A 13,767-nucleotide genomic window follows, 5' to 3' on the forward strand; every position below is an offset into this window, starting at 1 on the left:
CATCCTCGCACACACCTAGCTTTAATCGGAAATTTGTATCAGAAATTAAAAAACATATTAAAATGAAAACAATAGTAAATACATTAAAAACAATGGCGTTAGCAGCTACACTTTTTACTGCTTTAAATACAAACGCACAACAAGTCCCAACGTCACCTTATGGTGCAGATGATGAAATTGGCGCACTAAACCTTTTAAATGAAGAAACGGTTTTAGATGCCGTAAAATTGGTTAAAAAAGGAAAAGTATACCGCTTAGGAATGGTGGTTAATGCAGAAACCGCAGCTTTCCGTCACAGATACTTTCATATTGAAACTTTACAACCAGAAACTGCTGCTGCAGGTTCTAATAAATTCACCTACGTAGATGACCAATTAATTGGTTGGACAGGTGTTGGGTCTCAAATAAACGGATTGGCACATTACGGTAGAGACAATGTGCATTATAACGGACATAAAGTTGAAGATTTTTTAACCGTTTCTGGTGTAAAAAAATTAGGGCTAGAAAAATTACCTCCAATCGTAACTAGAGGTATTGTGCTAGATATGCGCTCGTATTACAATCAAGATATTGTAAAAGAAGGTACTGTTTTTACAGTGGAAGACATTGAAAAAGTAGCCAAAAAACAAGGTGTTGAAATCCGTAAAGGAGATGTGGTTTTGTTTTATACAGGATGGACCAAATTAATGGGTAAAGATGATAAACGCTATTTAGCTGGCGGACCTGGAATTGGTACTGAAGCTGCACATTATTTAGGTAAAAAAGGAATTGTAGCAGCAGGTGCAGACAACTGGTCTTTTGAAGCAGTGCCACACGAAAATAGCACATTGTCTTTCCCTGTAAATCAAATGATGGCAACTGAATACGGTGTGCAAGTATTAGAAAATATCCTTGTAGATGAGTTGGTTGAGGATAAAGCTTGGGAATTCCTTTTTGTATTAGGTCATCCTTTATATGAAGGCTCTACGCAAGTACAAATAAACCCTGTTGCCATTAAATAACAACAACAAAAAACGATTAGAAACTATGGAAACATCAACAATACATAGAGATACTACGGTAGCAAAAAAGAAGAGTCTACCAGCAGCATTATGGGCATTGACTATAAGTGCATTTGCCATAGGTACTACAGAGTTTGTAATTGTAGGTTTATTGTCTACAGTTGCAAACGACCTAGGCACCTCATTAACATCAGCAGGATTATTAGTAAGTCTGTACGCCATTGGTGTTGCCATTGGTGCACCCATTTTAACTGCCTTAACAGGTAAAATTCCTAGAAAACAATTACTAATGGGTATAATGTTACTATTTATAATTGGTAACGGATTAGCAGCAATTGCACCAAGTTTTGAGTTGTTGCTATTATCAAGAGTGGTAACAGGTTTTGCTCACGGTGTATTCTTTTCTATCGGGTCTACCATTGCGGCTAGTTTGGTTCCAAAAGATAAGCGAGCAACAGCTATTTCTATAATGTTTGCAGGTCTAACGGTTGCCATTGTAACCGGTGTGCCTTTAGGAACATATATCGGTCAAAATTTTGGATGGAGAGCTACTTTTATAGGTGTTGCCCTTTTAGGATTAGTAGGTGCAGTAGCTAGTTTAGCTTTGGTTCCTAAAAACATCAAACAATCGGCTCCATTACGACTAATAGACCAATTAAAGGTGATTAAAAATCCGTCTATTTTATTGGTATTGGCCATTACCGCATTTGGTTATGGTGGTACATTTGTCACCTTTACCTACTTAACACCTTTGTTGGAAGAAGTAACCGGTTTCTCTTCAAACATGACTAGTGTATTCCTTTTAATTTATGGTATTGCCATCGCGATTGGGAATATCATAGGTGGTAAAGTCTCTAACAACAAACCAGGCAAAGCCTTATTGGTAATGTTTGCTTTACAAGCCATAGTGTTGTTTGTGTTATACTTCACGGCTTCCAGTCAGATTTTTGCCATAGTAACCTTGTTTTTTATGGGAATATTAGCGTTTTCAAACGTGCCTGCATTGCAATTATATGTAGTAAAAATGGCGGAAAAGTACTTGCCCGGAACCGAAGATGTAGCTTCTGCTTTAAATATTGCCGCTTTTAATGTAGGGATTGCTATTGGTGCTTATGTAGGCGGAATAGTTGTAGAATCGAGCCTAGGTATTGAAGCTACTCCTTGGGTAGGTGGTATTCTAGTAATCGTAGGGTTCTTATTGACACTTGTCCTATTTAAAAAAGAAAAAATATAATTAATGACTGCATTAAAATTTAGAAATAACGACGAAATGCCAATTTTAGGTTTAGGAACGTTTCGTTCTGAACCAAATGAAGTGTACAATGCTATACTTTCGGCTATTAAAATAGGATACAGACATATAGATTGTGCTGCAGCTTACGGAAACGAAAAAGAAGTAGGTAACGCAATTGCCGATGCTATACAACAAGGTTTGGTTACGCGTGAAGATTTATGGGTTACTTCCAAATTATGGAATGCTTCTCACGGTGAAGAGAATGTGATTCCTGCGTTGAATCAAACTTTAGAAGATTTGCAACTAGATTACCTAGACCTGTATCTAATCCACTGGCCTGTGGCTCTTAAAAAAGGAACGGAAATGCCAGAAAAAGCATCAGATTTTATTCCATTATCAGAGGTGCTTTTAACCAATACTTGGAAAGGGATGGAAGCTGCTTTAGAGCAAGGACTTGCAAAACATATTGGCGTGAGCAATTTCAATGAAAATCACTTGAAAGAAATAATGGCGACTGCAGTGCATCAACCAGAGATGAATCAGGTGGAAATGCATCCGTTTTTACAGCAAGCCGCATTACAATCATTCTGCGTACAAAACAATATTCTACTAACTGCATACGCACCTTTAGGTTCGCTTATTGATGAAAATTCCACACTACGGTTGTTGGAAAATGATACGATAAAAAACATTGCCAAAGCAAGACATATGTCGCCTGCACAAGTAGCATTGGCGTATACGATGCAACGAGGCATTGCGGTAATTCCTAAATCTATAAATGAAGCGAGATTGCTTCAGAATTTAGAGACATTAAACCATACGCTTACCGAAGAAGATATGGTGTTGTTGAAAGATTTAGACAAAGCACACCGCTTTATTGACGGTAAATTTTGGGAAGTTGACAACGGACCATACACTACAGATAGTATCTGGAATGCTTAATCACACTATTCATCAGGTGTCTTAGCGGATACCTGATGAATTTAAACACACACTATGAATCCATTTGATAAACTATACAAACCAGGTAAAATGACACTTGGTATAGAGTTTCCTTTAGATAACGATTGGTCAACCGAAGGCAATCGCAAACGTTTGGAAGACAACAGACCTTTTGGCGTGCCAGATATCTCCAATCATTTAGCCTTAGCACAACAAATTGACGAAGCAGGGTTCGCAGCCTTATGGATGCGTGATGTTCCTGTGTACGACCCTAATTTTGGTGATGGTGCACAGCTGTTTGACACCTTACCGTACTTGGGTTATTTAGCTGCTGCTACCAAAAACATTTTGTTGGGTACGGCTGCCATAGTATTGCCATTACAACAACCTATAAAATTAGCAAAAGCCGCTGCCACCATCGAAAATTTAAGTGATGGCAGACTATTGTTAGGATTAGGTTTGGGAGACAGACCTGTGGAGTTTCCTATGTATGGAATCAATTACCAGGAGCGACCAAAGTTGTTTAAAGCACATCTGAAAATAATGCAAGAAGCTTGGAAAACAGAAAGTGATTTATCCCAATTTTATCCGTTTTTAAAACAAGATGTAGCTGTTTACCCTAAACCAAAAAACAAAATTCCTATGGTAATAGCAGGGCATTCGGGACAAAGTATGGAGTGGATTGCCAAAAATGCGAATGGTTGGTTTAATTATCCCAGGACACCTGAAGAAACCTATCTAAATCAAAAGAAATGGTGCGAAGCTTTGTATGATACCGATCAAGCTTGCAAGCCATACATTTCGGCATTCCACTTAAACCTATTAAAAGATGACAATGCTGAATTTAGACCACATCGGTTTGGTGGTGGGGTTGGTGTGAATCATTTAACGGAGTTGCTTAAAACCTACGAAGAAATCGGCGTGGATCATATGGCATTGCATTTGCGCAAATCAGAAACTCCGGTAAGTGAGGCAATTGCTAAAATAGAGGAAAAGGTTTTGCCTTATTTTGGCATTTGATTAAAAAGCTTGCCAACAATTTTCCTTTAGTTTAATGTATTCAAGTAAATATTTTCAATTTAAGTATTCAAATAAATAACAAATTGTATATTGAAGAGACCGAAAAAAATACATCAAATTTACTTTATATAAAAATATTTATAATGCTTATTTTCAATAATTTATGATTATTTTTATAATGTTTAAGTACATTCTAAAAACCATTATTACTTAGGTAAAAGCGATTACTCCATGGATTTCATTTTCTTGTTGAAGTCTTGCCTATTATATACAGCCTAAGTCCGGACAATTATTAAGTTGATCATTAAAAGCTACTTCTATGAGGTAGATAGTCCCTTATCTTTCTTGCTTTATTTACACCCAAATTTATCTCAGCCTTCAAGCATTTAGTTGTGGGTTTCGGGTTGTTTATTGTAGGGGCAAAATGCCCTTTTTTAGGCGGACATAAGTAAGGCAAGAAATTCCTTAAGCACTAAATCCAAGGACAATCTGAACATGCTTTCATTGGAACGGTAAATAATAATAGAATTTATTTAAGGTACTTAAGTAACCATTAATGCTGTATAGATGGTGATTTTCAAGAAGGTAGCTAAATTACTAATTTCTTAGGAAAACCAACACCTTAGACTTGTCCGTTTTCTTTGATAAAGTTAGAAAGATTTATTTTATCAAAATAGGCCTAAATGGATAAAATAGCCCGATTTTCGTAACTAAATGGTAGATGGAAAAAGACATAATTAAAAGGAACAACGTAAAACGAATGGGGAATGGTAGCCAAACCATATTATTTGCTCATGGATATGGTTGCGACCAGAATATGTGGCGATTTATAACTCCAGCCTTTGAAGAAGAATATGACATAGTACTTTTTGATCATGTTGGATCCGGTAATTCCGATGAAAGTCATTATGATTATCAAAAATACAATTCTCTCAATGGGTATGCCGAAGATGTCATTTCATTGATTGAAAACCTGGAGCTTGAAAAGGTGATTTTTGTAGGCCATTCTGTAAGTAGCATTATCGGATTACTTGCAGCAACGCAGCGTCCTGATCTATTCAAATCCATGGTAATGATCGGCCCTTCCCCTTGTTATATTAATGATGAAGTGTACTTTGGAGGGTTTTCAAAAAGTGACATTGATGAACTTATCGAAACACTTGAAAGCAACTATCTTGGCTGGTCGAGTTTTATTACGCCAATAATTGTAGGAAACCCTGATAAGCCTGAATTTTCAAAGGAACTTCACAATAGTTTTTGTAGCATGAATCCTGATATTGCCAAACATTTTGCTAAGGTAACTTTTTTAGGAGATAATCGCCTGGATCTAAACAAAATGAGCATTCCAGGGTTAGTTATTCAATGTCACCCAGATAGTATTTCACCCGTGAGAGTAGGCAAGTATGTATATGATAACTTACAAAATGGCGATTATATACTGCTTGAAGCTTCCGGTCATTGCCCACACCTTACATCACCTGAAAAAACAATAGCGGCCATAAAATCGTACCTTAAGTCTTAGTATTGGAACAGCATAATTATACAGAGCAGACCGAGGATCTTTATCAAAATGCTCCTTTCGGCTATTTAACCATTTTGGTAACCGGTGAAATTATCAATATTAATAACACCTTATTAAACTGGTTGAATTTTAAGCGGGATGAGGCCTTAAAAACCATGTTTTTTCAGGATTTATTGGGAGTAGGTGGAAAAATATTCTTTGAATCGCGTGTATTGCCATTATTGCAAATCCAGGGAGAGGTTTCCGAAATCAACCTTGAATTAAAAGGAAAAAGAACCGTGCGCTTTCCTGCATTAATCAATTTTAAAAAGATCCAGAGAAAACCTACCGATGCCCTCGTTTACAGAATTTCTGTACTTGACATTACTCAGCGGAAAAATTTTGAAAAGGAATTAATTAAAGCCAGAAAAGAAGCGGAAGAAAATGCTAACCGACTGAAACGAATCAATATAGACCTGGAAAGGTTTGCTTATATTGCTTCTCACGACCTGAAAGCTCCTTTGAATACAATTGAAAGTATTGTTGCCTTAATTAAAGACGAAAATTTAGTAGAGCCGGATGGGGATAGGGATGAGTTATTTTCTTTAATTACGGTGAATACCAACCGCATGAAAATGATGATCAATGATTTGCTAGAATATTCCAGCATAGAGGATACTTCAAGCAAATTTGAACCGGTTCATCTGAATGAAATTTGCTTGGAAGCTCTTGGAACTTTGGATGAAGCGGTGCGCAAAAATCAGGCAATATTCAACATTCCGGAACTTCCTGAGGTAGCGGGAATAAAAATTCAGTTGATACGACTATTCCAGAATTTATTTTCCAATGCGATAAAATACCGATCAGAAGCAGACCCAATTGTAACCGTTTCTTGGGAAAAAAAGGATACTTATTACACCTTCAGAATTAAAGACAATGGTATGGGCTTTGAGCAAAAAGAAGAAAATAAAATTTTCGGTTTTATGGAGCGGCTGAATACTTCTAAGGCAATATCGGGAACAGGCATAGGCCTTTCCTCTTGTAAAAGAATTGTGGAAGTACATGGCGGCACCATTGGTGTCACCTCAGCACCCGGAAAAGGAAGCACTTTTTATTTTACCCTTCCAATTAAAAGGTAAGCAATCCACATTTTTTATTTATTAAATAACTTACTCCGCTGAACAATTTGAATAGCACAATACCTGAGAGGAATTAGAGCTAGACTGGATCATCAATACAAAGCATTATTTTTTGGGCCAGGAAAAAAGAGATCCATCTACTTAGGAGGTTTTTCTTTTCGCTTATGACCAAGACTTCAATGTTTTGGGCGAAACCAAAATTGAAGGCTTAAAACAAGCTCCGGGAAGCTATTTTTGGAAAGACGGCAAGCTCTGGTCCTATGTCAATGTCGAAGATGAATTGGGTTTTGCGGTGATTGACTTTAAATTTTAGACCTATATAGTCAGAAAAGAAGCACCACTCGATTGAAAAAGCATTTAAGGACCTTTTCAACATTGTTGTAGAAAAAAGCATCAACCTACTCAACTTCTTACCCTCTCCTAATCCTTAAATTAAAAAATTATATCCGGACCAGGGCTGCAGCGCTTTTCAAAATGGATTAAAAAACCTTGCTGTTTTCCTCCCATCGCCGGATACAATTGCTTGGTTAATGGCTGCTGAATTTAGACAACAGGGTTTTTCTCATTAACAATAGAGATTTGGCTTTCTACTTTTACAGTATTTACCAGGTTGTCCAATACAGGGCAACGGGCCTCTACCTCTTTAATAAGTTCCTGTATCCTTTCAGGACTTTCGTCAGAATCGATAATCGTTTCCACTTCTATTTTATGGTATCCAGGACGGACATTTTCGTCTATTCCAAGGAATCCCCTCCAGTCTATATTCCCTTTGGTTTCTACCTTGACATTGTTTAACTGAATCCCTTTTAAGGAAGCGACAACTTGATAGGTAATCACCTGGCAAGAGCCTAGAGAGGCCAGTAAATACTCTACAGGATTAGGACCTAAATTTGTTCCTGCCAAAGCTTCTGGTTCATCTGCGATAAACTCAAAATCTCTCGCCGTATTTTTAACTCGGACATGCTCATCCATTTCGGAAGTGACTCTAAAAACTCCTTTTATAAGGCTCGCATCTTTGTTGGTAGCTTCAATAATTCCTTGAAATGTTCGCTGTACTAATTCTGACATGGTTATTTAAATTAAAAGTTAATAAATAATAAATAGGGTTATATAGGGTGATGCTGAAGCAATCACTCCATAGACTGAATCGTCTTAGTATCGGAAATTGGAAAATGAAATTTACATGCGGCCAGACATAGACTTATCCCTATTATGCTGCAAACAGCAACACAAATGAATCGTCTTGTGGCGAAAAAGTTCCTTTGAAAAGGTGTAAATGATGGGGCTTTGAATTGTTTTCATTACGTCTGTTTTATAGTCCTCTTATTTAAGAGTCTGGAATTGGCACCTTTTCATTTGATGAAGGTTGCCAGTAGGTCATAGAGCCAGTCTCTCGCTACTTCTTTATAAATCAAGGCGTCTATTTTGAAAGCCTTTGACATGATTGTGGCACAAACCTAGGTATAGATTTTTAAAATCAAAACTATTTTGGTCTCTTTTAATAGAAGGACTTTTGGAAAAAGGAATTTCAGGTTTCAGAAATTCCTTTTGTCTATTCGGCAGATCAAAATATTTTTAGAGAACCTGCGTTCGATTATGGAAAAGTAAAGGTTGATGGTGGATATGCCTTCCTTAGCAAATGGGTAATTACCTGATTCACTTTTTTTATATCTATTTCAAGAAAGGTTTTACCAGACATAATCGACCCAATTTTAACGGCAATAAGACATGTTTAAATGTTCGGGATTCTAGAGCAATTAAAATTGGAGCCATTAATCAAAATAAATTGATTTTTAAAATGTAGGTTGATTTTCAAAAACGTATACTGTATATTTACACTATACATGTACTAATGATAAAAAGTATCAAGAATAAAGCCCTAAAAAACTATTGGGTCAAGGGTGATAGAAGTAAACTTCCGTCAACCATGAGCCGGAAAATTGAGATGGTAATGGAGATTATCGATAGTATCGAAAAGGTACCTGATGACCTATACCCATTCCCTGAATTAAAACCTCACCCACTAAAAGGAAATAGAAAAGGAGATTGGTCCCTTGAGATTTCAGGTAATTGGCGTATTACATTCAACTACAACAATCAAACTGGTGCTGCATACGATTTGGATTTAGAAGATTATCACTAAAATTTAAGTAAAATGGAAAGACATATTGCAACATACATTCACCCAGGAAGAATTTTCTTAGAGGAGGTAATTAAACCAAATCACCTAAAACTTGGTGAAGTCGCAGAACTCTTGCAGGTTTCGAGGCTAACAGTATCAAAAATTGTTAATGAAAAAAGCGGCATCTCACCCAATATCGCACTCCGAATTCAGACCGTTTTTGGTGGAAGCGCCGAAATGTGGACTAAAATGCAGCACAAATATGACATGGCGCTAGCCATCAAAGAATTCGAGCGAAACAACCCAAAATTGAAAAGGTTTGAAAAAGCATAGCATTTTTGAGAAGAAACATCAGAAAAAGATTACAATGTCTTTTACCGCTTTCGGGTTTCTTTGGAATGAGGGAATGATATAATATGCCATTGCAATAAACCCGTACAAAATAAACAAGATGCTTTGTATACTCGTTAAATATGGTGTATTATTACACCATAAACACACAAAAAAAATGGCTAGACAAACTATCTCTGTTAATGAACCGAACGACCGTTGGATGAAACAAAAAATTGAAGAGAATGAATTCTCCAGTAAAAGTGAATTGATCAACGACCTTATTCGTAGACAAAGAGAACAAGAAGAAGAGCGATTATGGTTAAGGAATGAGCTTATAAAGGGTGAAAATAGTGGCATATCCAATAAATCTATGGCTGAAATTCTTGCAGAGGCTAAACAAAGAGTAAAAAATGGCCAATGAATTGTATTCTTACCCGCCAAGCAGAAGAAGACCTTATTCAAATTTATCTTTATGGTCAAGCAGTTTTTGGTCCAACCCAAGCTGAAAAATATCATGGATCGCTAGAGAATACGTTTATTAGGATTTCCGAAAATCCTGAAATGTACCCTTTAACTTCAATTCGTAAAGGTTATAGATATTGTGTTCATAGCTCACATACCATATACTTCACAGTAGAGGATCAGGTCAGAATAGTTAGGATCATTGGTAAACAAAAATTTCCTTGATTTTAGATGTTCCATGCCGTTTATATAAGTTTTTTACACCAAAAATTGTTAATGAAAAAAGCGGCATCTCACCCAATATCGCACTCCGAATTCAGACCGTATTTGGTGGAAGCGCCGAAATATGGACTAAAATGCAGCACAAATATGACATGGCGCTAGCCATCAAAGAATTCGAGCGAAACAACCCAAAATTGAAAAGGTTTGAAAAGGCTTAGCATTTTTGAAAAGAAACATCAGAAAAAGATTACAATGTCATTTACCGCTATCGGGTTTCTTTGGAATGAGGGAATGATATAATATGGAGGAAATATTGGCCTTTGATATTTGAGATTGTTTTTAACACTGTTTTATAATACCCAATTTAGGCTCACCTCTGATACTTCTTAAAATTCTCCGCCTGCTCAAAGATCTCTTTGTATACCTCATCCCTGTCCACAGGAGGATAATCATTTTCGGCCAATAATATTATCAGGTCTACTTTCAATTCGGCCTTGATGTCGTCCCGCTTGCTCCAATCGGTATATTTTGCTTTGTCATCTACCACGTCCTTTACCAACTGCGCCAAGTGAATCAACTTGTCCTCAGGATAAACAAAGTCATACTTTACAGCCAATTCTTTCAGTATATCATAAAAGGCCTTTTCTTCAAAATCTATCCCCATCTCAGCAAAAGAATCCTTCTCCTTTTTCATGGCATAATACAGGTCTATGATTTCGTTGGTAAAGTCTTCCAATACCTCACTTTGAAGCACATCAGCCTCTTTGCGTTCATTGTATTTCTCTACCAAATGCTGCATCTTCTTAGAGAAATCAACACCTTTTATCTTGTTAATTTGTTTAAACTCATCGATGGCTTTCGCCAATAGCTTTTGCAGCAATTTGATTTTTGTATGGGGCAATTTGATTTTATCGATCTTGGCCAGGTAATCAGCTTCAAAGATATCCACCTGCTTCTGATCATCTTCCCCAAGCTTGAAGATCTCCTCTACGCCTTCACTTAAAATGGCCTCATGAATCATCTCTCGAACTTTGGCATTCATCTGATCGGTATCGGGAACCTCGCCTTTGGTTAATTTAAATACGATGGACCTGACCGCTATAAAAAAATGAATCTTATCCTTTTCGGCATTGCTAAAGGCCGCACTACCTGAGCAAATATCATAAGCTGCCTTCATCCGTTTCACTAAATTCATAAAGCGCTTTTCCAATTGCTTGGTCAACTGCACAAATTCAGCGGCCATATTGAGCGTATTTAATTGCTCCAATGGAGAACCATTGAAATAATTGCTGTAGTCGAATTTATGAAATATAGCTTCCAATAAATTCATATGGTCCTTTACCACTACAATGGACTGCTCAATATCCTCAAAGTTTTGGCTATCCATCGTGGAGTATTGCTTAAGCGCCAAGTTCATCTGCTTTTTAATTCCGATATAATCTACTACCAGGCCTTTTGACTTTCCCTCAAACTTCCGGTTAACCCTTGAAATCGTCTGAATCAAACTGTGTTCCTGTAGGGGTTTGTCTATGTACATGGTATCCAAAAAAGGCACATCAAAACCCGTCAACCACATGTCCACCACTATCGCAATCTTAAAATTACTCTTGGCATTCTTAAACTGCCGGTCCAATTCCTTTCTGTATTCCTGAGTCCCCAAAGCATCCCACAGCTCTTTCACATCATCCTTGCTCCGAGTCATCACCATATTTACCCGAGCCATGGGCTTAAGTTCTCTTTGATCTTTTTCAGTCAACTCCACACCCTGTTCGGCTACCAAAATCTCTGCCCAAGCAGGTCTCAAGCCAATGATTTCCTGATAAAGCATATAGGCAATCTCACGGGTGCTACAAACAAACATCGCTTTCCCAAGAAGGGTACTTCCTTCTTCTACTCTAGTTTCGTAGTGATTTACAAAATCCTTTGCAATGGCTTCAATTCGTCCGGGATCTCCCAAAATCGTTCTCATTTGGGTGATTTGACGCTTGCTCTCATCGATCTGGTATTCATTCGCTCCTTCTTTAGCGACTTTATTGTAATAGGCCTCTATTTCCTGTAGCTTATGGTTTTCAAGCAATACTTTCGCCGCCCTCCCTTCATAGACTATCCTCACCGTAATCTCATCCATTACCGATTCGGTCATGGTATAGGTATCTACTATGTCCCCAAAAACATCCATAGTGGCATCGATAGGTGTTCCGGTAAAACCCACATAAGTGGCATTGGGAAAGGAATCGTGTAGATGCTTCGCAAAACCAAAGCTCTTCTTCACTCCCTGATCTGTAACACGGACTTTCTGATCCAGATTTGTCTGACTACGGTGGGCCTCGTCCGAAATACAAATAACATTGCTCCGCTCCGTAAGCAATTCGGTATCCTCATTGAACTTGTGAATTGTGGTCAGAAAAACTCCTCCGGAGTTTCTTCCCTTTAGTTCCTCCCTGAGATCAGCCCTACTTACTACCGACTTGATCACATTGTCTCCTATAAAGTCCTTGGCATTGGTAAATTGTGCACTTAATTGATCGTCCAGGTCCATGCGGTCCGTAATCAGCACAATGGTAGGACTGGCAAAATCCACACTCTTCATCAGTAAACGGGTAAGGTACAGCATGGTAAAGCTCTTCCCACATCCTGTGGCTCCAAAATAGGTTCCACCCTTACCATCTCCATGAGGAAGCTGATGCTGTTTTATGTTCTTAAAAAGTTTGGTAGCCGCATAATACTGAGGATAGCGACAGAGGATCTTCTCATCCTTCCTGGAACTATCCGGTAGATAAATGAAATTATGAACAATGTCACAAAATCGGTGCATGTCCAGCATGCCCCGTATCAACGTGTACATGGAATCTATCCCATGCACTTTGGTAGAAAGTCCGGACTGTGGATCGATCTCTTTGTCCAAACCTGCGATCTTCCTCCATGAGTAGAAGAACTCATAAGGAGCAAAAAAACTACCTGCCTTGGTATTCACACCGTCACCAATAACGCAAAAGGCATTGTATTTGAATAGGTCTGGTATATCCCGTTTGTATCTGGTAGTCAGCTGAACAAAGGCAGAATGCAAGGAAGCTTCCTCCCTTATGGCTGACTTAAATTCAAATATCACTAGTGGCAAGCCATTTACATAGAGTATACCATCTGGAATTCGCTTTTCAAATCCCTGAATTTCAAGCTGATTGACGATTTTAAAAATGTTTTTCTCAGGTTCGGCGTAATTGATCAAAGAGATAAATATATCTTTCTTGTTATGATCTTCCCGCTTTAGCAGAAAACCATCACGAACCCAATTCATAACCGTTTTATTACTCTCATAAAGATCAGAGGCCGGTAGTTTTTCCAATTCACGAATGATCCCAAAGATTTCTGCTGGAGTAATCTTCTGCGCTGCATAAGATTCCTGTAGAAAAGCCTGCAAATCCTCACGTAACAACACCTCTTCCTTTCCTTTGACAATCTCCTCACCCGGCACATAGGGATACCCCTGCTCTCCTAAGAGGGTAATAAAGGCTTGTTCAAGTTGGGATTCAGTAAACTTCATTTGTAATGGTTAATTATAAATGTTCAATGGTTAATGGGCTTTTGCAGATTTTAAAATGGCTATGATGATTTTGATTATTTCCACTGCATCTGAATTCATACTTTCAAATTCGTCTAAGGTCAAATAATCTGTTTTATGCAGTAATTCAAGCCAGTAAATGGTTTCGTTTATTTCTTTTTGGGCGATGCTCATTTTATGTTTAAAATCGTTCTTTGTTTCTGCATGTTCAGCTTCTCGAACCATTGCTCCT

The 13,767-nt window shown here is 37.8% G+C and carries 12 protein-coding genes, 1 pseudogene and 1 riboswitch; of the genes and pseudogenes, 10 read left to right on the plus strand and 3 right to left on the minus strand.

Features of this window, described 5'->3' with window-relative positions; all coding sequences use genetic code 11:
* Positions 1 to 62 precede the first annotated feature (62 nt).
* From AC13EX_RS20990 to AC13EX_RS21015, 6 genes are all read left to right on the plus strand, one after another.
* Complete coding sequence (locus AC13EX_RS20990; protein ID WP_482894205.1) at positions 63 to 1,001, plus strand: cyclase family protein; 939 nt, start codon at positions 63 to 65, stop codon at positions 999 to 1,001.
* 25 nt (positions 1,002 to 1,026) lie between these two features.
* A complete protein-coding gene (locus AC13EX_RS20995) occupies positions 1,027 to 2,235 on the plus strand; it encodes an MFS transporter (protein WP_482894206.1) in 1,209 nt (402 codons plus the stop codon).
* A 3-nt stretch (positions 2,236 to 2,238) separates the two neighbouring features.
* Positions 2,239 to 3,177 (plus strand): aldo/keto reductase, encoded by a 939-nt coding sequence (locus AC13EX_RS21000; RefSeq protein WP_482894207.1) that lies wholly within the window; start codon positions 2,239 to 2,241, stop codon positions 3,175 to 3,177.
* A gap of 54 nt (positions 3,178 to 3,231) precedes the next feature.
* The gene (locus AC13EX_RS21005; protein ID WP_482894208.1) at positions 3,232 to 4,197 is read left to right on the plus strand and encodes a TIGR03571 family LLM class oxidoreductase; all 966 of its coding nucleotides are present in this window, start codon (positions 3,232 to 3,234) and stop codon (positions 4,195 to 4,197) included.
* A 721-nt stretch (positions 4,198 to 4,918) separates the two neighbouring features.
* Positions 4,919 to 5,719 (plus strand): alpha/beta fold hydrolase, encoded by an 801-nt coding sequence (locus AC13EX_RS21010; RefSeq protein WP_482894209.1) that lies wholly within the window; start codon positions 4,919 to 4,921, stop codon positions 5,717 to 5,719.
* 2 nt (positions 5,720 to 5,721) lie between these two features.
* Complete coding sequence (locus AC13EX_RS21015) at positions 5,722 to 6,837, plus strand: sensor histidine kinase (protein WP_482894210.1); 1,116 nt, start codon at positions 5,722 to 5,724, stop codon at positions 6,835 to 6,837.
* Positions 6,838 to 7,380: 543 nt separating this feature from the next.
* Here AC13EX_RS21015 and AC13EX_RS21020 read toward each other — a convergent pair.
* The gene (locus tag AC13EX_RS21020) at positions 7,381 to 7,905 is read right to left on the minus strand and encodes an OsmC family protein (RefSeq protein ID WP_482894211.1); all 525 of its coding nucleotides are present in this window, start codon (positions 7,903 to 7,905) and stop codon (positions 7,381 to 7,383) included.
* Between the two features lie 241 nt (positions 7,906 to 8,146).
* Positions 8,147 to 8,250: riboswitch (SAM riboswitch) on the minus strand.
* Between the two features lie 439 nt (positions 8,251 to 8,689).
* On the opposite strand from AC13EX_RS21020, the gene AC13EX_RS21025 reads away from it, so the two are divergent.
* From AC13EX_RS21025 to AC13EX_RS21040, 4 genes are all read left to right on the plus strand, one after another.
* Positions 8,690 to 8,980 (plus strand): type II toxin-antitoxin system RelE/ParE family toxin, encoded by a 291-nt coding sequence (locus tag AC13EX_RS21025; protein ID WP_482894212.1) that lies wholly within the window; start codon positions 8,690 to 8,692, stop codon positions 8,978 to 8,980.
* A gap of 12 nt (positions 8,981 to 8,992) precedes the next feature.
* A complete protein-coding gene (locus AC13EX_RS21030) occupies positions 8,993 to 9,292 on the plus strand; it encodes a HigA family addiction module antitoxin (protein WP_482894213.1) in 300 nt (99 codons plus the stop codon).
* Between the two features lie 175 nt (positions 9,293 to 9,467).
* On the plus strand, positions 9,468 to 9,713 hold the full coding sequence (locus tag AC13EX_RS21035) for a ribbon-helix-helix domain-containing protein (protein ID WP_048643695.1): 246 nt from the start codon (positions 9,468 to 9,470) through the stop codon (positions 9,711 to 9,713).
* Positions 9,710 to 9,979 carry a type II toxin-antitoxin system RelE/ParE family toxin gene (locus tag AC13EX_RS21040; protein WP_482894214.1) on the plus strand — a complete coding sequence of 90 codons (270 nt, stop codon included), beginning with the start codon at positions 9,710 to 9,712 and terminating at the stop codon, positions 9,977 to 9,979. The genes AC13EX_RS21035 and AC13EX_RS21040 overlap by 4 nt, the downstream gene beginning before the upstream one ends.
* A gap of 367 nt (positions 9,980 to 10,346) precedes the next feature.
* On the opposite strand, the gene AC13EX_RS21045 is transcribed toward AC13EX_RS21040, so the two are convergent.
* The gene (locus AC13EX_RS21045; RefSeq protein WP_482894215.1) at positions 10,347 to 13,517 is read right to left on the minus strand and encodes a type I restriction endonuclease subunit R; all 3,171 of its coding nucleotides are present in this window, start codon (positions 13,515 to 13,517) and stop codon (positions 10,347 to 10,349) included.
* Between the two features lie 30 nt (positions 13,518 to 13,547).
* A pseudogene (locus AC13EX_RS21050) lies at positions 13,548 to 13,763 on the minus strand (four helix bundle protein); the annotation flags it as partial.
* Positions 13,764 to 13,767: the final 4 nt, after the last annotated feature.

Source organism: Cyclobacterium sp. L-R, from assembly GCF_056859355.1.

Bases quoted from the DNA above. Each gene is read 5' to 3' on its own strand.
- AC13EX_RS20995 (WP_482894206.1), top strand. From the start codon at position 1,027: ATGGAAACATCAACAATACATAGAGATACTACGGTAGCAAAAAAGAAG.
- AC13EX_RS21025 (WP_482894212.1), top strand. From the start codon at position 8,690: ATGATAAAAAGTATCAAGAATAAAGCCCTAAAAAACTATTGGGTCAAG.
- AC13EX_RS21005 (WP_482894208.1), top strand. From the start codon at position 3,232: ATGAATCCATTTGATAAACTATACAAACCAGGTAAAATGACACTTGGT.
- AC13EX_RS20990 (WP_482894205.1), top strand. From the start codon at position 63: ATGAAAACAATAGTAAATACATTAAAAACAATGGCGTTAGCAGCTACA.
- AC13EX_RS21045 (WP_482894215.1), bottom strand. From the start codon at position 13,517: ATGAAGTTTACTGAATCCCAACTTGAACAAGCCTTTATTACCCTCTTA.
- AC13EX_RS21010 (WP_482894209.1), top strand. From the start codon at position 4,919: ATGGAAAAAGACATAATTAAAAGGAACAACGTAAAACGAATGGGGAAT.
- AC13EX_RS21040 (WP_482894214.1), top strand. From the start codon at position 9,710: ATGAATTGTATTCTTACCCGCCAAGCAGAAGAAGACCTTATTCAAATT.
- AC13EX_RS21020 (WP_482894211.1), bottom strand. From the start codon at position 7,905: ATGTCAGAATTAGTACAGCGAACATTTCAAGGAATTATTGAAGCTACC.
- AC13EX_RS21035 (WP_048643695.1), top strand. From the start codon at position 9,468: ATGGCTAGACAAACTATCTCTGTTAATGAACCGAACGACCGTTGGATG.
- AC13EX_RS21030 (WP_482894213.1), top strand. From the start codon at position 8,993: ATGGAAAGACATATTGCAACATACATTCACCCAGGAAGAATTTTCTTA.
- AC13EX_RS21000 (WP_482894207.1), top strand. From the start codon at position 2,239: ATGACTGCATTAAAATTTAGAAATAACGACGAAATGCCAATTTTAGGT.